Below are 20,084 nucleotides of genomic sequence, written 5' to 3'. Positions count from 1 at the left end.
AGGACGATATGAGCGAACAGAACAAAAATATGCAGAACGATCTTTCACAGGAGCAGCTGGTAAGAGAAAATCAGGAACTGCAAAACGAAGTGAAATATGTGGAATCTAAGCTGCAGATATTGCGCAAGGAATATGACAAGCGGGAGGACGAGCTGGCGGAGGTGCAGAAAAAGCTGGACCAGATGCAGCAGGATTACCTGGCGGTGATACACTCTAGTTCCTGGCGCGTTACGGCGCCTCTGCGGGCTATCCTTGGCCCTGTATCCAGATTGCTACACCGCAGTAGAGTGATGGGGCTGGTGCGCAAGGTGTTTTCCAGCCTAAAGCACAACGGGATCGCCGGCACGTTTAAAAAGATCGGTGGCAAACTCTCCTATATGAAGACTGCTAAAAAGTTTCAGTCGCGCAATGTACTGACCGCGCAGGAGAGAGCGGCGCAAAGGGCAGCTACCTTCCCCAAAGAGGTCACCTTTAGCATTCTGGTGCCGCTTTACAATACCCCTAAAAAGTATTTGATCGAGATGATCGAATCGGTGCTGGGGCAGACATATGGCGGTTGGGAACTCTGCTTAGCCGACGGCTCTACAGATGATTTCGCTTTTGTGGGAGAGCTGTGCAAAAAATACGCTGAGAAAGACAGCCGTATCAAGTACCAAAAGCTCGAAAAGAACATGGGGATCGTCGGCAACTCGAATGAATGTATCAAGATGGCGACCGGCAATTACATCGCGCTGTTTGATCACGATGACGTTTTACACGAGGCGGCGCTATACGAGTACATGAAGGTGATCTGTGAGCGGGATGCGGACTTTATCTTCTCGGATGAGATGACCTTTTCGACAGATATCTCAAAGCCGATCGTCATGCATTTTAAGGCTGATTATGCGGTGGATAACCTGCGTGCCAACAACTATATCTGCCACTTTACCGCCTTTTCACGCGAGCTTTTAGATCAGGCCGGCTGGTTTACTTATGAATGTGAGGGCAGCCAGGATTTTGATCTGGTGTTGCGGCTGACAGAAAAGGCCAAGCATATCGTACACGTGCCGAAGATCCTGTATTTTTGGCGCAGCCATCCCGGTTCTGTCGCCAGCAGTATCGATGTGAAACCCTACTGTATCACCAGTGGCATCAAGGCGGTAAATAACCACCTCAAGCGTTTGGGCATAGAGGGCGAGGCGGTAGAGGCCCCCAAGCTGACCTCTATCTACAAGATCAATTACAAGCTGCTAGAGCAGCCGCTGATCTCTATTATTATTCCCAATCGCGACCATTTACAGGATCTGCGCCGCTGTATCACATCGGTTATGAAGATATCCACCTACAAAAATATTGAGATACTGATCGTGGAGAACGGCAGCAGTGACCCCGAACTGCAGGAGTATTATGCATTTTTGCGCGGGTATGACAACGTGCGCATCCTGGAGTGGAAAGAAGAGTTCAACTACTCTAAGATCAACAACTTTGCTGTAGAATCTGCAAAAGGAAAATACCTGCTGTTTTTGAACAATGATATCGAGGTCATAACGCCCAATTGGATCGAGGAAATGCTCATGTATGCCCAGCGTGATGACGTAGGTGCAGTGGGCGCTAAACTGTATTACCCCGACCGCAAGATACAGCATGCGGGGATCATATTGGGGATGCGCGGCACTGCCGGCCATGCGCATTATCACGTGCAGACTAAAGATGGCAATCTGGGCTTTATGGGCCGGCTGTACTATGCGCAGGACTTTATGGCCGTGACCGCCGCATGCATGTTGGTATCAAAAGAAGATTTTGAGTCGGTCGGTGGATTTGACCCAGAGTTTAAAGTAGCGTTTAACGATGTAGACTTCTGCCTAAAATTGTACGAGCGTGGAAAATTAAATGTATTTACCCCGTTTGCCGAGCTTTACCACTATGAGTCAGTTTCCAGGGGATCGGATAAGAAGGGGGACAACAACCTGCGATTTAAGGAAGAGGAACAGCGGTTTAAAGATCGCTGGAAGGCACTTATTGAAAAGGGAGACCCCTACTATAACCCCAACTTTTCGCTGCAGGTGGCTACCTTTATGCTCAACGAGCACTACTACGATTGATAGATTGACCGATAAGCACAATAAAAAGAGCACCCATATGGGTGCTCTTTTTATTGTGCTATCTATGCCACAGAAAAGGGTTACTCTACCGTTACGCTTTTGGCCAGATTGCGGGGCTTATCTACGTCGCAGCCTTTGAGGGAGGAGATATAGTAGGCGAACAGCTGCAGGGGGATGATGCTGGCCAGAGGGGCGAAGATGTCGCTGCTGAGGGGCAGGTAGATGACGTTGTCGGCAAATTCGTCGGCGCCTTCATACCCCTCGTAGCAGATGAACAGCACATTGGCACCGCGGGCCTTGACCTCTTTGATATTGCTGACCATCTTTTCGAGCAGCCGCTGCTGGGTGCCCAGGGCGATGACCGGCATATCGTCGGTGATCAGCGAGATGGTGCCGTGCTTCAGCTCGCCGGCGGCGTAGGCCTCGCTGTGGATGTAGGAGATCTCTTTGAGCTTGAGCGAGCCCTCCTGCGAGAGCGCATAGTCCAGGCCGCGGCCGATAAAGAACATATCCTCGGCGTGCATGTACTGTTTGGCCAGTTCCTCGTAGCGGGAGGAGGTCTCCAGCACTTTTTCTAACAGCTGAGGTATGGCACAGAGCTGAGCCACATAATCGGCCTCCTGCGCAGCGTCGATAGTGCCTTTGCAGGCGGCCAGCTTAAAGGCCAGCAGGTACATGATGGACAGCTGCACGGTGTAGGCCTTGGTGCTGGCCACGGCGATCTCGGGGCCGGCCCAGGTGTAGAGCACGCTGTCGGCTTCGCGGGCGATGGAGGAGCCCACCACGTTGACCACCGCCAGCGTATGGGCGCCGCGCTGCTTAGCTAGCCGCATGGCGGCCAGCGTATCGGCAGTTTCGCCGGACTGGGAGATGATGACCACCAGGTCGTCTTTATCCAAGATCGGGTCGCGGTAGCGGAATTCAGATGCCACATCGACGTTGACCGGGGTACGGGCCAGCTTTTCGATGAGGTATTTGCCGACGATGCCGGCGTGCATGGCGGTGCCGCAGGCGACGATATGGATCTGTTTAAAGCCGGCTAACTGGCTTTCGGTGAGTGGGATGGCCAGGTCGATGTGGCCATCTTTTACCCGGGGCGATACAGTATTTTGCAGGGCGGCCGGCTGCTCGAAGATCTCTTTGAGCATAAAGTGGGGGAACCCGCCCTTTTCGGCGGCGGCGATATCCCAAGTGGCGGTGAGCAGCTCTTTTTGAATGGGAGCGCCGTCCAGATCACACACGGTGATGCCCTCTTTGGTGAGGGTAGCGACCTCGTTTTCCTCTAGCAGATAGTAGTTGCGGGTATACTTTAAGATGGCGGGGATGTCGGAGGCGATAAAGTTTTCGCCTTCGCCCAGCCCGACGATGAGCGGGCTCTCTTTGCGCACGGCAAATAATTTGTCGGGGCAGTCGTAGAACAAAATGCCCAGCGCATAGGAGCCGCGGATCTGCCGCAGAGTATTTTGGATAGCGGCAAAGGGGTCGCCCTGGTAGTTGTAATCGAGCAGTTTGGCCACCGTCTCGGTATCGGTCTGCGAGTCGAAAGAGTAGCCTTTCGAGAGCAGAAACTCTTTGATCTCGGTATAATTTTCGATAATGCCGTTGTGCACGACCGAGACCTTGTTACCGCAGTGGGGGTGCGAGTTGACGTCGGACGGCACACCGTGGGTAGCCCAGCGGGTGTGGCCGATGCCGCAATGACCGGCGGGGATACCTTCTTTTTCCATCTTGGCCTTTAAGTCGGCCAGGCGGCCCTGCGATTTGATGGTGCGCACGCAGTCCCCCTCGAAGATAGAGACGCCGGCTGAGTCGTAGCCGCGATATTCCAGCATGCTCAGGCCTTCCAGCAATACGTTGGCACAGTCACGCGTGCCGATATAACCTACGATTCCACACATATATGTATACCTCTTTTTATCAAAATGATCTGCCGCGCTTTTTGTGGACCGGCATTGCTGCCGGGTTTTGTAGCGCGGGTAACGACCAGACCTGTCGCCTGAGCGGCGACTATCTGACCGGGAGAGCATCCGCCGAATTTTCGATCACTCTCCGCCTCGTCAGCCCCATGGGCTCTGGCGCTTTACTTCCCACGGCCCTCCTTTCGACAAATAATATTAAGTATACAACAGTATACGTTGGGTGTCAAAAAAGTGTGATAGCGAGGTCGATAAAGCGACTTTTGTTATTTTGTGCAGCGGCAGGTGCAGATATGCGGCGACACCTATAACAGCGGTGGACACAGAGTGCGGTTTGCTGCATAGCTGCCTGGGCAAACACTTGCGGTAGGAACCCCGCCGCAGTATACTGAGGTAAAAATACGGACAAGTGTTAGGGGGTAAAGATATGCGCGCATTAGAAAGACTGCCCAATATTGGGCCGGAGGTGGCGCGGCAGCTGGAGCAGGTGGGGGTGACTGAGGCGGAGCAGCTGCGACAGCTGGGTAGCAGGGAGGCTTGGCTGCGGATACAGGCGATAGACCCATCGTCCTGTATCCACCGCCTGTATGGGCTGGAGGGAGCGGTGCGCGGAGTGAAAAAAAGCATGCTGCCACCGGAAGTAAAAGCAGAGCTGAAAGATTTTTACAGTGCACACAAGCTGTGAGCGCACAGCAGTGCACCGGAGTGCGAAGTACAAGCGCCCAGGGAATACCCGTGTCTTTCGCACCGGGTACTGGAGAGGGTTATTCGCCTATTTAAGAAATGGCCGGACTTGATACGGGGGGTACTGGCATACAAGCTAGATAAGGTGTATGATAAAGACAAGTGTTAGGGCCTGTTTTTGTAAGAGATTGCCGTCACCACCCACGCGGGTGGTGTGGATTGAAATCACAATTTCAGGGTCAATACCTCGAACTTGGGTGTCACCACCCACGCGGGTGGTGTGGATTGAAATGCTGCCGCCTTTGCCGAGGGCGGCGGCACGGCCTAGTCACCACCCACGCGGGTGGTGTGGATTGAAATCCTACCGGCCGGGACAGCTTTGATGATTTTGCTTGTCACCACCCACGCGGGTGGTGTGGATTGAAATAGTACCTTGCGTTTTTTTAGCTCCCATCCGTCCGCTAGTCACCACCCACGCGGGTGGTGTGGATTGAAATTTGTCAAACTTGCCCATCCTGCGCTTTATGGCCATGTCACCACCCACGCGGGTGGTGTGGATTGAAATGCATATAAGACAAACTGTCTTACCATATTTTAGGTCACCACCCACACGGGTGGTGTGGATTGAAATGATCAGTTGGCGCGTACAATCTCGTAAAGAGATCAGTCACCACCCACGCGGGTGGTGTGGATTGAAATGATCACCTTAAAGCCCTACAACCGGGCGGGGCTGGGTCACCACCTACACGGGTGGTGTGGATGAAAGCATATTGTAGACACAAATTAGATTTGAACTGGCTGTTGACCGTAGATAGAGAGGACGCATAGGTGAGTCCACTCAAAAGGGACACGATAAAAACTGATTGGCGCCCCAGTTGTTGGCGGGTAAAGATGCGATGATCGCTTTACTCTAACCTGGGTCATACTTTTAATGCGTGCAAAACAGGAAGCTGGACAGCTACTAAATGGAAGGGGGGACATGGTGAAGATACCATTTAGCAAAGAGCAATTGGCGTTTTTGAAAAGTGTACCGCTGCCGTTTGACCCATCGACTGACTTGACGGATGAGCAGATAGAGAGATTGGTCGATGCTTTACGAAACCATTTTTCGTATTATGGGATGAACGAGGCCGGTACGGGAGAAAGTGAGATCGGCACTTGTTGTGCTGATCTGCTCACATTTTTAGCACCATATGCATAATGAAATGACAAGTCAATAGCAAATATGGTCTCTACAGTAAAGATAGGGGCCTTTTTGCTGTACAAAAATCGCCCCTGAACGGCGCAAAACTTGACCGTCTACAGGATGGCCGAGCAGAGCGTACGGATAAAATAGAAATAGCCAGGGGCTGTGGAATGTGCGGAAGGCATCATCGCGCTATACCGTGGACATACAGTCGGCCACAAGTGGGGGCGGGCCTGCGCGGCGATGAACTTAGGTACGCAAACACAAAGAAACACCCCTGCCCTGGGGCTTGTGGACCCAGGTAGGGGTGTTTTGTGCTGTTTGGCGACCTATTTTGGAGGCTGTTGGGAGAGACCGTGGATGAGGGAAGAGAGCAGCAGCTTGTAGTGTGCATCGAGCCCACTAAAATCCTGCTCAACTTTTTGGATGACCTCATCGAGCGTACCTTCGGTGTGGAAAAATTCCAGTGGCGAAATACCGGTACAGTCACAAAAAACTAAAAAATCTTCGACCAACATGGAGGAACGGCCACTGGTGATATTATTGAGATAGGATTTACTATGACCCATCATAATACTTACCCGGGCCTCAGCCAGATTTCTCTGAGCAAGTATTTGGGAGATCCGCTCTCGAAAATTTTTACTGTCCACCGCCGTTCACCTCACGATTCTTGCTCTATAATATAGAACAACTCAATGATAAGGTCCCAATCGAGTGGAAACAAGTAACAGTGGTAATTTGACCTTTGATAGTGGTTGATATATAATTAATATTACACGAATAGTGGTAATTATGCGAATTGTAACAACGGACAAATGTACATGGAACTGGGGGATTTATGAGAGTAGGTACACGATAGGAAGCTAAGCTAAAATTTGTAAAAGAAGAGAGCGTGCTAATGAAATGAAATATCAGGGCAGTGCACTGCTGTATACCGAGGAGGGGCGGGTGGCGCCGATACAGACACGAGAGCAGCTGCAGCAGGTATTCGGCGAGGTATACGACCTGCTACAGGGGGCCTATCTGCTGCCGGGGGAGGAGGGGATGGCGGGTTATGATGCCCCGCTGGCCGGGCAGGTGCCCCCACTGACATCGGGACCATACGGCCCCGTTTGCGCTGAGAAGGAACTTTTGAGCCGACAACTGCGGGCGGTGATCGGGGAGCAGGGGATAGACGGCCGGGATGAGATCGAGGAGCTGGAAATATTTTATAACATCGCCCAAGAACTGCTGTGCCACTGGGCCTTTTTATACGGCTATACGTGCGGACAGAGCGCTGACCGGCAAACGGATCTGCTGTTGGCGGCACTGTACGCGGCGGGGCGTGCAAAAGACGAGACTATGCTGCAAACGCTGTTTTGGCAGTTGGACCCATTGACGGGAGACCGATCGCAGGGGCAGCTGCTGGCGGCTTTGACCGGCGGCGAGCGACAGCAGGCAAGTATTTTACAATTGGCGCGGTTACGGGATTACCGCAAAGAGCAGTTGCCCCCACGGCCCAATTGGGCAGCTGGGGAGCTGATACAGATGGCTACGGCAGCGCTGCAGCGGTGGCAGCTGTGCTTTTGGCAACTGGCGCAGGCCAGTGGGGACATACTCTGCCGCTGCGGACAGCGTTTGCAACAGGGTACACTATAGGAATATAAAGGCACAATAAACGAGCCTCTCCCGCCATGGGGAGAGGCTCGTTTATTGACTTGGCAGACGGTCAACCCAGGCGCTTGAGAAAGCGGGGGCGGAACCAGTGTACGTACATGGAGATGACTCGAGTGAGCGCGATATCGTACACTACCCCGGTAACGTTGGCCAACACCCACAGGCCGGCGATGAGGCCGGTACCCATCTGGCCGAATTCCTCTATAACGGCGGTGAGGCCCAAAAGCCGCACCATGATAAAGTAGACCAGGGCTATGGCGACATTGAGCAGCCCCAGCTTGCACAGCCACTGCAGCAGGCGGCTGGACAGGCGCTCGATACGCGCTTTGATGATGGGGTAGTAGCCGAGGAAAAAAACGAACAGCAGAGCGGCCTCTTTGTCGGGGGCAAAGAGCAGCCCCAGTATAGAGATACCGCCGTACACGGCCAGCGCCCAGCGGTAGCCGATCTCGACCACTACCGGCATGAGGGCCACCCCGGCGGCAGCGGGCAGCGCATAGGTAGCAAAGGGGAACACCCCCGAGAGAAACAGCAGCAGCAGACTGAGCGCGCCCATGCTGCCGCCCAGCGCCACCCGGGCGCTGGCTCTATTTTGTCTGCGTGGTGTCATGTGGGGTTACCTCCTAGCAAAAATGGGGTACGAAGAAAAGAAAGGCGCCGACGCCGGGTGAGGGGCGGCAGCGCCAGATAGCCTTTGGGACCGGGGCGGGAAAACATCGAGGGGTTTTGCGGCGGTATTTGCCGATAGCCAGGCGGTGCCGGACGGCGGGCAGCCGCAGCGGTATGCACACGGAAAAAGTACCGCGGCGCTGAAGATAAAATGTGTGGGAGTTGACGGCCATGCCCGCACTGACGATACCACAGAATGAAGTTTTACCTGCCATGGAAGATCGGCGGAGGTAAAACTAGCAGCAGGATATCAGGTCGCCGCCCATACATTCACAGCAGCAGTCGGCGCAGATGAGCGAGCTGCACATATCGCAGCCGGAACAGCCTGCCGGTTGGGTGTTATAGCCGCCGTAGGGATTGCCTGCCATGTTGCCCCGGCGCTGGGCGTTCATCTGATTGACGGCGTTTTGATACTCGGGGTTTTGCGGGTCCATGACCCGGGCCTGGTTAAAGTGGCGCATGGCCTCCTCGAGCCAGCCGTGCTGGGAGTAGATGACCCCCTTGAGAAAATACCACTCGGCGCTGCGGGAGCCGGTGGGCACCCCGTCGAGCACCTCCTCGGCCTCGACGATGCGGCCGGACTGGATGAGCCGGCGCACATCGGCGTACTGGGTAGAGCCGCCCCCGGCACCGGCGCCAGCGCCAGAATAACTGTAGCCACCGGTGGAGCTGGTGCCGGAACCGGCCCGGCCAGTGGAACCGCCGCGTTTGCGGGAGGTGACGATCTCGTCGTAGGCGGCATTGATCTCTTTCATCTTTTCGGCGGCCAGGTCCTCGAGCGGGTTGTTCTGGTAATTGTCGGGGTGGTATTTGGCGGCCAGTTTGCGGTAGGCGGCCTTGACCTCTTCGTCGGTGGCGTCGCGGGAGACGCCCAGTACTCTGTACGGATCCATCTAGTTTTCCCCTTTATACTTGTCTAGGATAAGGCCCTGGGTGTGTTTAAAGCCCAGGTATATAATGTTGTCTAGGATACTCTGGTAGTGGTACAGGTCGAGCAGTTGGTAGCTGGCAGCCAGCTGCCCGACGGTGAGATTACAGATCTCGGTGATGCTGGCGCCGATGGTCTGCCAGTCGACAGGTTGACCTTTTTGCAGCCCAAACTGCAGCGCCAGCGGGTTGTAGTCGCCCCGCTGCAGGTCGCTCTCGAGATCGTCGAACGCGTCGATGAGATAGATCCAGCGGCCCAGCAGGTAGCCCATACGGCCCAATATGCGGCGCTGGGCGTCGCTCTGGGCCATCTGGGCAAAGACCTGCTGCAAAAAGGTGGCGGTGGGGTCGGCGGCGCGGTCGATGCTGGCGCAGTGCTGGTCTTCGAGCTGCTGTTGGGCGCGGGTGGCGGCAGCCATGACCGCGTCGACCTGGGGAAAGGTGCGACTGGCTTTTTTGCGGGCTCTTGCCATGAACGGGTAACAGAGCACCGCCCGCAGCTTGCGGCCCATACCGTGGTCGCGCAGATCGTCTTTTATTTTATAATAGGCCATAATCATGGCGCAGCCGGCAGAAAAGCGCTGGGCCGCATTCTCGGTGCAGCAGACCTTTTTTTTGAGGGGATTGGCCATGCAGCGGCACTTGGAGAACTGGGGATCGGCGGGATCGAGAGCCATTTGTAACAGCGAGAGAAACGCAAAATCATAGCTGAGAGTCAGTTTGGAAAAGGGGCCAAAACTGCTTCCCAGCTGGTGACACAGGCCACAGTAGACGGCCTTATAGGTATCGAACTCGCAGACGCGTAGATCAGGCTTAAACGGCTTTACGTAGCCAAACAAAGGCATGTCCCCCAGAAGAGCGGCCCGCCGAACACAGCTGCAGATGTACGCGGCCGGCGGCGGGATACGAAAAATCAGTATTATTATACTACAACAAATGCCAGTTATGTTCAATTGCTAATTTGTGAACGAACCACACATTTTAGATGGATTTGGCCGCCTTTTTGATGCCGGCAGCCCCACTGAGGGGTATTTGGCGGCTGTTTTTTATAATTGCCGGCAAAAAATCGCAGATTTGGGGTGGAGCATGCAGCAGACGACCGCCTGCTGCCGGTGTTTTGCCGGCGTTTTCGGCTCGTGTACTGTATTGGGCGGGGGGCCTTACACAGAAATGAAAGGCGGCCGCTGTCTTGTGCTGCCCGGCAATTAAAATTTTGACCTTTACAGCGGTGGACAGAGGACTGACCACATGGCCGAAAGAGCGGCCTACGGCCATTTTTTATTGTAGCGCGTGCAGGGATGCAGGCCCTGCGGGTGCGTAGCACTGCCGGCGGTAGCCGGTGTGCGCGTTCGTCAAAAAATATTCTGTGGGGGTCTGGCCCCACAGAGAGCGGCGCCAGCCGCGGTAAGCCGCCGAGCGGCTATTTTTTATAATAGCCGGTCCAAAATTGTCAGATCTTGGGTGCCGACAGTACGGCTGGCGGCAGCCAGTAACCGGCGTATTCAAAAAATACCCGGTATGGGGGCTTGACCCCATACAGAGAACGGCGCCAGCCGCGATAAGCTGCCGAGCGGCTGTTTTTTATAATAGCCGGTCCAAAATCGTCAGATCTTGGGTGCGACAGCACGGCTGACGGCAGCCAGCAACCGGCGTATTCAAAAAATATCTGGTATGGGGGCTTGGCCCCATACAGAGAGCGGCGCCAGCCGCGATAAGCCGCCGAGCGGCTGTTTTTTATAATAACCGGTCCAAAATCGCCAGATCTTGGGTGCGACAGCACGGCTGGCGGCAGCCAGCAACCGGCGTATTCAAAAAATATCTGGTATGGGGGCTTGGCCCCATACAGAGAGCGGCGCCAGCCGCGGTAAGCCGCCGAGCGGCTATTTTTTATTGTAGCACATGCAGATTCGCAAGCCCTGCGGATGTGTATTCATCAAAAAACGCCGGGCATGCAGCGCCGGCGCAAGGTGGGCGCGCCACCGATGTGAAGTTTGAGGGCCGTTTAGCAGCTGCTTTTGATACAGCGGGGGCCAGGTGGGACAGGTGACGATTTTGTCACCCCGCTGCGGGCAAAAATAGCTATAATGGAGGAGAGCAAAGAGGAGGGGCGACCATGGCCGAGCAGATACTGCTTTTAGAGGACGACAAGACCATTATGCAGGGACTTTTGTACGCGCTGACCAGCGAGGGCTACCAGGTGGTGGCGGCCGACTGCTGTGCGGCGGCAAGAGAACTGCTTGACGGACGGCAGTTTGATCTGCTGCTGTTAGACGTGATGCTGCCCGACGGCAGCGGGTACGACATCTGCCGCGCCGCGCGGAAAAAGAGCGACGTGCCGGTGGTGTTTTTGACCGCCAGCGACGATGAGCTGAGCGTGGTGATGGGCCTGGACATGGGGGGCGACGACTACATCACCAAGCCGTTTCGGCTGCGGGAGCTGCTCAGTCGCATCCGCTCGGTGCTGAGACGGACCCAGCGCGCACAGGACGAGCAGGAGGTGCTGCGCTTTGGCAGGCTGTGCATCTACCCCCGGCGGGCGGCCGTACAGGTGGGGGCGCAGGAGGTGGCGCTGACGGCGGTGGAGTACCGACTGCTGCTGACCTTTGCCGCCCACCCCGGCCAGGTGCTGACCCGCAACCAGCTATTAGAGGGGATCTGGGACATAGACGGCGACTTTGTGGGGGACAACACGCTGACGGTCTACATCAAGCGGCTGCGGGAAAAGCTGGCCGAGGCGGGGGATGCTGCCCGGATCACCACCCTGCGGGGGCTGGGATACCGCATGGAGGAGAGATGAGATGCTGCGCAACCGGGAGATAAGACTGCTGTTTGGGAGCTGGCTGGCGGTAACGGCGGTCAGCTGTGCCGGGGGCTGCTGGCGCTGGGGGCTGCCGGGGCTGTGGTGCGGCGCCGGCTGCCTGGTGCTGGGGGGTCTATACGCGCTTTTTACCCGCTACCGCTACCGGCAGATCGCAGCGCTGTGCGACTATTTGGCGGCGGTATACGCCGGCGGCGAGCCGCTGGATATCCGCGACAACCGCGAGGGAGAACTGAGTCTACTGAAAAACGACATCTACAAGATCGTGAGCATACTCAAGCGCCAGACGCGGCAGTTGGGGGCGGATAAAGCCTATTTGGCCGAGGCGCTGCAAAATATCTCGCACCAGCTGAAAACACCGCTGACCAGCCTGTTTGTGATGACCGACCTGCTGGCCGAGCCGGACCTGCCACAGGAGCGCCGGGAGACGTTTTTGCACAGCACCACCGAGCAGCTGGGGCGCATCCAGTGGCTGGTGAGCGCGCTGCTGCGGCTGGCGCGCATCGACGCGGCGGCGGTGGACTTTAAAAAAGAGGACATGGCCCTGTGCGCGCTGTTACAGCGGTCGCTGGCGCCGCTGCGCATACCGGCAGAGCTGGCGGGGGTGCAGTTACAGCTGGACTGCCCGCCCCAGCTGCACTGGCGGGGCGACCTGTCCTGGACGGCCGAGGCGGTGGGCAACATTGTAAAAAACTGCATTGAGCACACGCCGGCAGGGGGGGCGGTGGCGCTTTCGTGCCGGGAGAACCCGCTGCACATCGCCCTGTATATCCGCGATACCGGGCCGGGCATCGATCAGGCGGACCTGGGGCGCCTCTTTGAGCGGTTTTACAAGGGTCAAGGGGCCGGACCGGAGAGCGTGGGGATCGGCCTGGCGATGGCCAAAGCCATTTTGCAGAGCCAGAACGCCGACGTGACAGCCGGCAACTGGGAGGGCGGCGCGGTATTTACCGTAAAGCTGTATAAGCAGGTGGTGTAGGGGGAGATCGGCTGGCAGGTGACGAAACTGTCACCCCGCCGGTCACGGCAGCGTCATGTGCGGACCGTATGATGGGCACAGACGGGAGAGGGGCGCCGTGCCGGACGCCCACCCGGATACAGGAGGGAACAAAAATGCAGCTATTGCAGGTAAACGATCTGTGCAAGCGATACGGTGCGGGGGAGGCTCGGGTAGATGCGCTCAAGGGGGTATCTTTCTCGGTGCAGCGGGGCGAGTTCGTGGCCATCGTGGGGCCGTCGGGCTCGGGTAAGAGCACGCTACTGCACATTTTGGGCGGGGTGGACCGCCCCACGTCGGGCCGGGTGGTGATCGACGGGACCGACCTATACCAGCTCGACGAGAGCGCCTTGGCCATTTTTAGAAGACGGCAGATCGGGCTGATCTACCAGTTTTACAACCTGATACCGGTACTGACGGTAAAGGAGAACATGGCCCTGCCGCTGCTGCTGGACGGACGCCGGGTAGACGAGGGGCGCATGCGCCAGCTGAGCGAGACGCTGGGACTGCGCGAGCGCATGAAGCATTTGCCGGGCCAGCTGTCGGGCGGGCAACAGCAGCGGGTGAGCATTGGCCGGGCGCTGATGGCCAGCCCGGCGCTGGTGCTGGCCGACGAGCCCACCGGCAACCTGGATTCGAAAAACAGCGCCCAGATCCTGCAGCTGCTACAGACTTTTCACCGGGAAAACGGGCAGACGCTCATCGTCATCACCCACGACGAGTCGATCGCACTGCAGGCTGACCGCATCATCGCCATCGAGGACGGCCAGATCGCCAGAGACGAGGTGATCCGGCGGTGAACGTGATACAGAGATTGACGCTGCGGCACATGGCCCAGAACAAAAAACGCACTCTAGTGACGGTGCTGGGGACCATCGTGTCGGTGGCGATGGTCACGGCGGTTGCCATTATCGCGCTGTCGTTTTTAGACAAGATGCAGAAAAATACCGTTCAGAACATAGGGCTGTGGCACACGGCTTATGAGCGGGTACCGGTAAAAGAGGCCGCTGTTATCACCGAAGACGAAAATACCGCAAGCTACAGCCTGAGCTACCAGGGCCAATATGCTCAGCTGCCCGAGAGCAAAGACCCCCGGCAGTACCTGTGTGTGGGCCGGTACGCACCGGGCAGCTTAAAACATCTGCCGCTGCGGATGACCCAGGGCCGCGCCCCCGAGCGCACAGATGAGCTGGTGGTGTCGCAGGACTTTTTAGACACCTCGGGCTACGAGTGGAAGGTGGGAGACAGGGTGACGCTGACGGTGGGGGCGCTGTATGTGCCCTACACCCAGGAGGACGGCAGCGAGGGGCGCCGCTACGTGACCCAGCAGGACGCCCAGGACGAGGAGACATTGTGGGAACCGGCAGGGGAGCAGACATTTACAGTGGTGGGCATCGCCGCGATGCGCACCAATATGGAGACCAGCTGGATGTACGGCTATACCGGCATAAGCGGATTGGACCTCGCGGCGCTGCCGGCCGACGCCACGGTGGATATACGGGTGGAGAACAGCCACCTGAGCCGCCAGCTGTTTCGCGACGGTGCGCGCATCGCCGAGCAGCTCTCGTGCGCGGTAAGTTTTAACTCGTCGCTGCTGATGTACAGCGGGGTGATGGAGGACACCTACCTGATGACCACGTTGACGACCACCGTCGTGACGCTGTGCTTGGTCATCCTCATCGGTTCGGTGAGCCTGATCTACAACGCCTTTGCCATCTCGCTGTCGGAGCGCAGCCGCACCTTGGGGATGCTGGCCAGCGTGGGGGCCACCCGCCAGCAAAAGCGGGCCAGCGTATTTTTTGAGGCGTCGGTCATCGGCGCGGCGGCGATACCGCTGGGCATTCTGTTTGGCTGGCTGGGTATCAAGGTGACTTTTCTGGCGGTGGGCCCCATGCTCGACAGCCTGATGGGCGATGGGCCGGCCATGCAGGTGGTGATGAACCCGTGGGTGGCGGTGTTCGCAGCGCTGTTTTCGGCGCTGGTGCTGTTTATCTCGGCCTGGGTGCCGGCGCGCCGGGCCTCGAAGATGGGGCCGATTGATGCCATTCGCGGAAACGGGGAGCAAAAGCTGCGGGCCAGGCAGGTAAAGACCAGCCGCCTGACCGGCAAGCTGTTTGGCTTTGAGGCCGAGCTGGGACTGAAAAATATGAAACGCAGCAAAAACCGCTACCGGGCAACGCTGCTGTCGCTGGTGGTGAGCGTGGTGCTGTTTTTGACTGCTGCCACCTTTACCGACTACATGCAGACTGCTTTTGCGATGACCCAGGACCAGATACAGTACGACCTGCTGGTGGATATCAGCGGCACCGATGAGGAACAGGAGCAGCTCGCCGCGGCGGTAGAGCAGGTAGAGGGCGCCGACCGCATCGACCGCTACACGGTGCTGCAGGGTGCGCTGTGGACACAGCTGGATGAGAGCCAGCTACACCCCGACTTTAAAAAATACGCCCCTAAGGGCAGCACCGCCAGCTGCCCCAACATACAGGTGTTCGGCCTGCCCGAGGACCAGCTGCGGGACTACTGCCGGCGCGCGGGCATTGGCAGGGGCGCGCTCGAGACCGGCAGCGGCATTGCGATAGCGCCGCTCAACTTAAAGCAGGAGCACAACTTCACGGCGGTACGGCAGTTAAAAGACCCGGCGGGCACGGTGCTGTACCTGCACCGCGAGAGCGGTGCAGACAGCGCCAGCACCCCGCTGATGCTGGTGGGAGAGAGCAGCGAAAAGACCGAAGTGATGGCCGGGTATGAGGAGGTGCTGACCGACCTGTACGTGGTGACCAGCGAGGAGACGGCACGCCAGATAGCCGCCGCTCTGCCCGAGGTGGGCCTGGGCACGCAGATGACTGTTCGCGCGGTGAACCCGGTGCAGGTGTATAACCAGATCATGCAGATGCCCGCGGCCAAGACCGGTGCGATGCGGGTGATGAACATATCGGACTACGGCGAGCAAAACCGCCAGGTGATGGGGATCTTATCGGTGTTTATCTACGGCTTTATCGCCCTGATCACGCTGGTGTGCGCGGCCAACATCTTTAATACCATCTCTACCGGGGTGGCGCTGCGGACCAGAGAGTTTGCCATGCTGCGCTCGGTTGGCATGACGCCCAGAGGACTTACCAAAATGGTCCGCTGTGAGAGCCTGTTTTACGGTGTCAAGGCGCTGGCCTACGGGATGCCCATGGCGGTGCTGGTGGCCCTGGGCATGTACAAGGCACTGGAGCGCAACTTTGATTTTGGATTTATGCTCCCCTGGACGGCATACCTGGGAGCGGCCGCCGGCGTGTTTTTGCTGGTGGGCAGCACGATGCTATACGCCACCGGCAAGATGCGCAGAGCCAACCTGGTCGACGCGCTGAAAGACGAGAACCTATAGGGCTCGGGGTGGGAAAAGCACTCCGGCCCCCGCTAAACAGAAAGAGCAAAAGGGTAGCACGAGCCATTTGAGGGGCGGTGCCGCCCTTTTTGCTCTGGCGGGCAGGACCAGTCAAAAAGGAGAAATTTTCACAGATAGATTATGCATCTTGTGCATTGCTTTTGGGAACTGTCTCTGCATATAATAAGTACCATAAGAACGCGGCGGATCGCTGTGTGCTCTTACGGTGGTGGTGGGTCTATCTTTAGGCCTGCCACGCCGTTTTTTTGTTGCACAGTTTTGTTGCGCTCTGTTATTGTAATGAAACTTTAAAAGCGCGTGCAGTCTATTCTGCACGCGCTTTTTTGCAGGCCACGAGAGTATAACCGTTTATCGGCGCTGTGCAACTGTCAGCCGAAAGGAGAACTGTAGTGACCAAAAATTTGACAGCCGGGAGACCGGGAAAGACGATCCTGTTTTTTGCTGTGCCTATGCTGCTGGGCAACATCTTTCAGCAGCTGTACAACATGGTCGACTCGGTGGTGGTGGGCAACTTTGTGGGTTTTGACGCGTTGGCGGCGGTGGGCAATTCGTTTACCATCACCTTTTGTGCCACCGCTCTGGCCTTTGGCTTGAGCAGCGGCGCCACCATCTATATCGGCCAGCATTTTGGTGCCGGCAACAGCAGGAAGGTGCGGCAGGCGGTGGTGACCAGCACAGTGTTTTCGATCGCCTTCTCGCTGGTCTTATCGCTGGCTGGTGTGCTGCTGTGCCGCCCGCTGCTCGCGCTGGTGCGCACGCCGGCTTCGGTGATGCCCATGTCGCTGGTGTACATGCGCATCTACCTGCTGGGACTGGTGTTCACCTTTACCTACAACATGCTCTCGGCAGTATTTCGCGCACTGGGAGACTCTAAGATGCCGCTTGCTTTTTTGGTGGTGGCCTCGGTGGTGAACATCGTGTTGGACCTGCTGTTCGTGTTGGCTTTTGATATGGGGGTAGCGGGGGTAGCGCTGGCCACGGTGATCGCGCAGGCGGTATCCTCGGTGCTGGCCTTTGTGTTTTTAAAAAAGCAGCTGCGGCAGATGGAGCGGCAGGAGCAGCAAAAGGACGGCAGTCAGCTACAGCCGACAGAGACGCTGGCACGGCAATTTCAGCTGTCGGTGCTGTGGGAGATCATTCGCCTGGCGGTCCCCGCTACGCTGCAGCAGATCGCGATCTCGGGCGGGATCATCATCATGCAGGGGTTCGTAAACAGTTTTGGGCCCCAGATCATGGCGGCCTATACAGCAGCCATCAAGTTTGAAAATATCATCATGATGTCGATCACCAGCATCTCGATCGCGGTCACAGCTTTTGCAGCCCAAAATATGGGCGCTCGCCAGACCGAGCGGGTGCGCAGCGGCTACCGATGGGGGCTGCTCATATCGCTTTTCTTTGCGCTGGTACTGGGGGCGGCGGCCATACTGCTGCGCGAGCCGCTGATCAGCCTGTTTATCTCGGGTCAGGGCGCACAGGCGGTCATCGAGGCCGGCAGCTCGTACCTGGTCTGGACGTTTGGATCGTCGCTGTTTATGGCGCTGCTGTTTTCGGCAGAAGGGGTGCTCAAAGGTGCCGGTGACGTGACGTTTTGCATGGTCATTGGCTTTGCCAGCATACTGGTAAAGGTGGCCGCCGCATACGTGCTGTCGCCGCGCATGGGATATCAGGGCCTGTGGGCAACGATGGTCATTGGATGGGGAGCTGAGGCGCTCTGTGCCACCGGGCGCTATCTGTCGGGCCGGTGGAAAAGCAAAGGTGTCACTGCCGGCAGCTGGCCAAAAGATGGGCAGCTGCCTGACGGCGGTGCGCAAAAAGGGGCCCCAGACGAGGTGACAGGAGTGACAGAAGATGCATAAGAAACCGCTGATCATAGATGTAGACGGCAGCGATGGCAGCCTGCTGGCACTGGTGCTGGCCTGTGCCAGCGAGGAGCTCAGTGTAGAGGGGGTGACCTGTACCGGGAGGTGGGGGGCGGCCGACAGGACAGCGGTAACAGTGACCCGCCTGTGCGAGTACTTGCAGATAGAGCTGCCCATTTATGTGGGGAACGGGCGGCCGCTGTGCAGCCAGAGCCACTTGGCTGCTCAGACGGGTGAAGAGCCGCCGGTGGATCGCGCTTTTTTGCCCCCGGCAGAATTTTTGTGCCCACCGCAGCCGGCAGCAGAATTTATGGCAGAGGTTATACGCGGCAGAGCGGGAGAGATATGCCTGGCGGCGGTAGCCCCACTGACCGACCTGGCCGACCTGGCGATTGCTTACCCCCAGCTGTGCCGGAAGGTGGACCGGGTCGTGATCGCCGGCGGCGGTACAGTGCGTGGAGACCGCACACCGGCAGCGGAGCACAATATCTGGTGCGACCCGGAGGCGGCGCAGATCGTCTTTCGCTCGGGCATGCCGCTGATCATGTGCGGCACCGATGTAGAGACCTCCTGTTATATGTGTCCGACCGAGAGGCGCGGCCTATACGACCGTGGCGGCGACATTGGCAGACTGGTGGCCGAGTTGGCTAAAGATGCGGCGTGCCTGCGCCGGGCAGCTGCCATCTACGTTTTGTGCCGGCCCGATGAAGTGAACCTGCGCCGATACCCGGTAGAGATCGATCTAAACGGCACCTATACCCGCGGCAGTACAGTGGCGCTCATGTCGGGGTACTACCCTGACAAGGTCGCCAATACCGACGTGGTACTGGCGCTGGTACGGCAAAGATTTGTGCAGTGGCTGTTTGACACCGCCGCCAGTGCCGACAGGAGGAGACAGGGATGAGCAGAGCAAAGCGACCGCTGATCATCGATTGCGACCCGGGCATCGATGACTTTGTAGCCATACTGCTGGCCCACAGCAGCCAGCAGTTCGACATTCGCGCGATCACCACCCTGGGCGGCAATGTGAGGCCGGAATATACAGCGGCCAATGCCAGAGATACAGCGGCCCTGATAGGCTTAGACTGTGCAGTCGGCGCCGGGGCACAGACGCCGCTGATGGGCGACCTGATCACCGCCGAATATGTACACGGACCAACTGGGCTGGGCGGCGTACAGCTGCCCCAGGCCCGCAGAGAGCTTGACCGGCGCCCAGCCTGGGATATCCTCTACGATGAGGCATGCCGGTGCCGGGGAAAACTGGAGATCGCGGCGCTGGGGCCACTGACCAATGTGGCGATCATGCTGCGCAAACACCCCGAGGCCGCCTTTATGATCGATAAATTGCACATTATGGGCGGTTCGACGACAGTGGGTAATCACTCGGCTTACGGCGAATTTAATATCTGGGAGGACCCGCTGGCCGCAGACATCGTATTTACGAGCGGTATCGATCTGCGCATGGTGGGGTTAAACTGCACCGCACAGGGGGTCTGTGCGGCAGATGTGTGGCAGAGCGGCATACACCGGCCGGGGGCGGTACTCTCAAAATTGCGGCAGATGATGGATTACAGCGCCGAGCAGACCAGGAGCTGGCGCCCCGACACAGACATTTTGCACTATGTGCCCGAGCTGCCCGATGCGGTAGCGGTGGCGGGTATGATCGACGATACGCTGCTGCGCTGCCGCCGCTACCCTGTTTTGATCGAAGTGAGCGGCACGCCGTCTGTGGGGCGCACGCTGGTAGACTGGGACGGGGTGAGCGGCAGACCCCGTAACTGTGAGGTGGCGCTGCAGGTTGACGCTGCGCGCATTACCGAGCTGTACCGGCAGATGTTTGCCTTTTACGAGGAAAGATGACCGCCAAAAAGCGCTGCCTGCGGGCAGCGCTTTTTAT

The 20,084-nt window shown here is 57.6% G+C and carries 16 protein-coding genes and 1 CRISPR repeat array; of the genes, 11 read left to right on the top strand and 5 right to left on the bottom strand.

Translation table 11 applies throughout. From position 1 onward, the window contains the following. The first annotated feature begins 8 nt into the window (after positions 1 to 8). A complete protein-coding gene (locus tag H8K20_RS07845) occupies positions 9 to 2,081 on the top strand; it encodes a glycosyltransferase (RefSeq protein ID WP_186488010.1) in 2,073 nt (690 codons plus the stop codon). A gap of 80 nt (positions 2,082 to 2,161) precedes the next feature. Here H8K20_RS07845 and glmS read toward each other — a convergent pair whose 3' ends face one another. Continuing rightward, complete coding sequence (glmS, locus tag H8K20_RS07840; RefSeq protein WP_154867394.1) at positions 2,162 to 3,979, bottom strand: glutamine--fructose-6-phosphate transaminase (isomerizing); 1,818 nt, start codon at positions 3,977 to 3,979, stop codon at positions 2,162 to 2,164. Positions 3,980 to 4,424: 445 nt separating this feature from the next. Here glmS and H8K20_RS07835 point away from each other — a divergent pair, with 445 nt between their 5' ends. Both H8K20_RS07835 and H8K20_RS07830 read left to right on the top strand, forming a co-directional pair. Continuing rightward, positions 4,425 to 4,682, top strand: a complete 258-nt coding sequence (locus tag H8K20_RS07835; RefSeq protein ID WP_186488009.1) for a TfoX/Sxy family protein — start codon at positions 4,425 to 4,427, stop codon at positions 4,680 to 4,682. A gap of 192 nt (positions 4,683 to 4,874) precedes the next feature. Then, a CRISPR array of direct repeats spans positions 4,875 to 5,448; the repeat unit is 33 nt; unit sequence GTCACCACCCACGCGGGTGGTGTGGATTGAAAT. 215 nt (positions 5,449 to 5,663) lie between these two features. Then, positions 5,664 to 5,882, top strand: a complete 219-nt coding sequence (locus H8K20_RS07830; RefSeq protein ID WP_186488008.1) for a hypothetical protein — start codon at positions 5,664 to 5,666, stop codon at positions 5,880 to 5,882. 314 nt (positions 5,883 to 6,196) lie between these two features. On the opposite strand, the gene H8K20_RS07825 is transcribed toward H8K20_RS07830, so the two are convergent. After that, positions 6,197 to 6,517 (bottom strand): helix-turn-helix domain-containing protein, encoded by a 321-nt coding sequence (locus tag H8K20_RS07825; protein ID WP_186488007.1) that lies wholly within the window; start codon positions 6,515 to 6,517, stop codon positions 6,197 to 6,199. 253 nt (positions 6,518 to 6,770) lie between these two features. Here H8K20_RS07825 and H8K20_RS07820 point away from each other — a divergent pair, with 253 nt between their 5' ends. After that, positions 6,771 to 7,505: a hypothetical protein gene (locus H8K20_RS07820; RefSeq protein WP_186488006.1), complete on the top strand. Its 735-nt coding sequence runs from the start codon at positions 6,771 to 6,773 to the stop codon at positions 7,503 to 7,505. 70 nt (positions 7,506 to 7,575) lie between these two features. On the opposite strand, the gene H8K20_RS07815 is transcribed toward H8K20_RS07820, so the two are convergent. The 3 genes from H8K20_RS07815 to H8K20_RS07805 all read right to left on the bottom strand — a co-directional run bounded on the left by H8K20_RS07815 (position 7,576) and on the right by H8K20_RS07805 (position 9,958). Next, positions 7,576 to 8,133 carry a hypothetical protein gene (locus H8K20_RS07815; RefSeq protein ID WP_105204765.1) on the bottom strand — a complete coding sequence of 186 codons (558 nt, stop codon included), beginning with the start codon at positions 8,131 to 8,133 and terminating at the stop codon, positions 7,576 to 7,578. Positions 8,134 to 8,428: 295 nt separating this feature from the next. Then, complete coding sequence (locus H8K20_RS07810) at positions 8,429 to 9,085, bottom strand: J domain-containing protein (protein ID WP_186488005.1); 657 nt, start codon at positions 9,083 to 9,085, stop codon at positions 8,429 to 8,431. Further along, the gene (locus H8K20_RS07805) at positions 9,086 to 9,958 is read right to left on the bottom strand and encodes a DUF5685 family protein (protein ID WP_105204763.1); all 873 of its coding nucleotides are present in this window, start codon (positions 9,956 to 9,958) and stop codon (positions 9,086 to 9,088) included. Between the two features lie 1,274 nt (positions 9,959 to 11,232). On the opposite strand from H8K20_RS07805, the gene H8K20_RS07800 reads away from it, so the two are divergent. From H8K20_RS07800 to H8K20_RS07770, 7 genes are all read left to right on the top strand, one after another. Further along, positions 11,233 to 11,916 (top strand): response regulator transcription factor, encoded by a 684-nt coding sequence (locus H8K20_RS07800; protein WP_105204762.1) that lies wholly within the window; start codon positions 11,233 to 11,235, stop codon positions 11,914 to 11,916. Between the two features lies 1 nt (position 11,917). Then, on the top strand, positions 11,918 to 12,916 hold the full coding sequence (locus tag H8K20_RS07795) for a sensor histidine kinase (RefSeq protein ID WP_186488004.1): 999 nt from the start codon (positions 11,918 to 11,920) through the stop codon (positions 12,914 to 12,916). Between the two features lie 134 nt (positions 12,917 to 13,050). Next, positions 13,051 to 13,734 (top strand): ABC transporter ATP-binding protein, encoded by a 684-nt coding sequence (locus tag H8K20_RS07790; RefSeq protein ID WP_154867381.1) that lies wholly within the window; start codon positions 13,051 to 13,053, stop codon positions 13,732 to 13,734. Beyond that, positions 13,731 to 16,307, top strand: a complete 2,577-nt coding sequence (locus H8K20_RS14210) for an FtsX-like permease family protein (protein WP_186488003.1) — start codon at positions 13,731 to 13,733, stop codon at positions 16,305 to 16,307. The genes H8K20_RS07790 and H8K20_RS14210 overlap by 4 nt, the downstream gene beginning before the upstream one ends. Before the next feature lie 410 nt (positions 16,308 to 16,717). Further along, positions 16,718 to 18,184 carry an MATE family efflux transporter gene (locus H8K20_RS07780; RefSeq protein ID WP_186488002.1) on the top strand — a complete coding sequence of 489 codons (1,467 nt, stop codon included), beginning with the start codon at positions 16,718 to 16,720 and terminating at the stop codon, positions 18,182 to 18,184. Continuing rightward, positions 18,177 to 19,091, top strand: a complete 915-nt coding sequence (locus tag H8K20_RS07775) for a nucleoside hydrolase (RefSeq protein WP_186488001.1) — start codon at positions 18,177 to 18,179, stop codon at positions 19,089 to 19,091. The genes H8K20_RS07780 and H8K20_RS07775 overlap by 8 nt, the downstream gene beginning before the upstream one ends. Next, complete coding sequence (locus tag H8K20_RS07770) at positions 19,088 to 20,047, top strand: nucleoside hydrolase (protein ID WP_186488000.1); 960 nt, start codon at positions 19,088 to 19,090, stop codon at positions 20,045 to 20,047. Before H8K20_RS07775 ends, H8K20_RS07770 begins: the two co-directional genes overlap by 4 nt. Positions 20,048 to 20,084: the final 37 nt, after the last annotated feature.

Source organism: Neobittarella massiliensis (ex Bilen et al. 2018), assembly GCF_014269355.1.
Classification (GTDB): domain Bacteria; phylum Bacillota; class Clostridia; order Oscillospirales; family Ruminococcaceae; genus Neobittarella; species Neobittarella massiliensis.
The sequence above is the reverse complement of the archived record's forward strand: the minus strand, read 5'-3'. Positions and strand labels throughout refer to the sequence as shown.

Coding starts and splice junctions, on each gene's coding strand:
- H8K20_RS07810 (WP_186488005.1), bottom strand. CDS start 9,085: ATGGATCCGTACAGAGTACTGGGCGTCTCCCGCGACGCCACCGACGAA.
- H8K20_RS07790 (WP_154867381.1), top strand. CDS start 13,051: ATGCAGCTATTGCAGGTAAACGATCTGTGCAAGCGATACGGTGCGGGG.
- H8K20_RS07835 (WP_186488009.1), top strand. CDS start 4,425: ATGCGCGCATTAGAAAGACTGCCCAATATTGGGCCGGAGGTGGCGCGG.
- H8K20_RS07845 (WP_186488010.1), top strand. CDS start 9: ATGAGCGAACAGAACAAAAATATGCAGAACGATCTTTCACAGGAGCAG.
- glmS (WP_154867394.1), bottom strand. CDS start 3,979: ATGTGTGGAATCGTAGGTTATATCGGCACGCGTGACTGTGCCAACGTA.
- H8K20_RS07775 (WP_186488001.1), top strand. CDS start 18,177: ATGCATAAGAAACCGCTGATCATAGATGTAGACGGCAGCGATGGCAGC.
- H8K20_RS07770 (WP_186488000.1), top strand. CDS start 19,088: ATGAGCAGAGCAAAGCGACCGCTGATCATCGATTGCGACCCGGGCATC.
- H8K20_RS07800 (WP_105204762.1), top strand. CDS start 11,233: ATGGCCGAGCAGATACTGCTTTTAGAGGACGACAAGACCATTATGCAG.
- H8K20_RS07820 (WP_186488006.1), top strand. CDS start 6,771: ATGAAATATCAGGGCAGTGCACTGCTGTATACCGAGGAGGGGCGGGTG.
- H8K20_RS07815 (WP_105204765.1), bottom strand. CDS start 8,133: ATGACACCACGCAGACAAAATAGAGCCAGCGCCCGGGTGGCGCTGGGC.
- H8K20_RS07795 (WP_186488004.1), top strand. CDS start 11,918: ATGCTGCGCAACCGGGAGATAAGACTGCTGTTTGGGAGCTGGCTGGCG.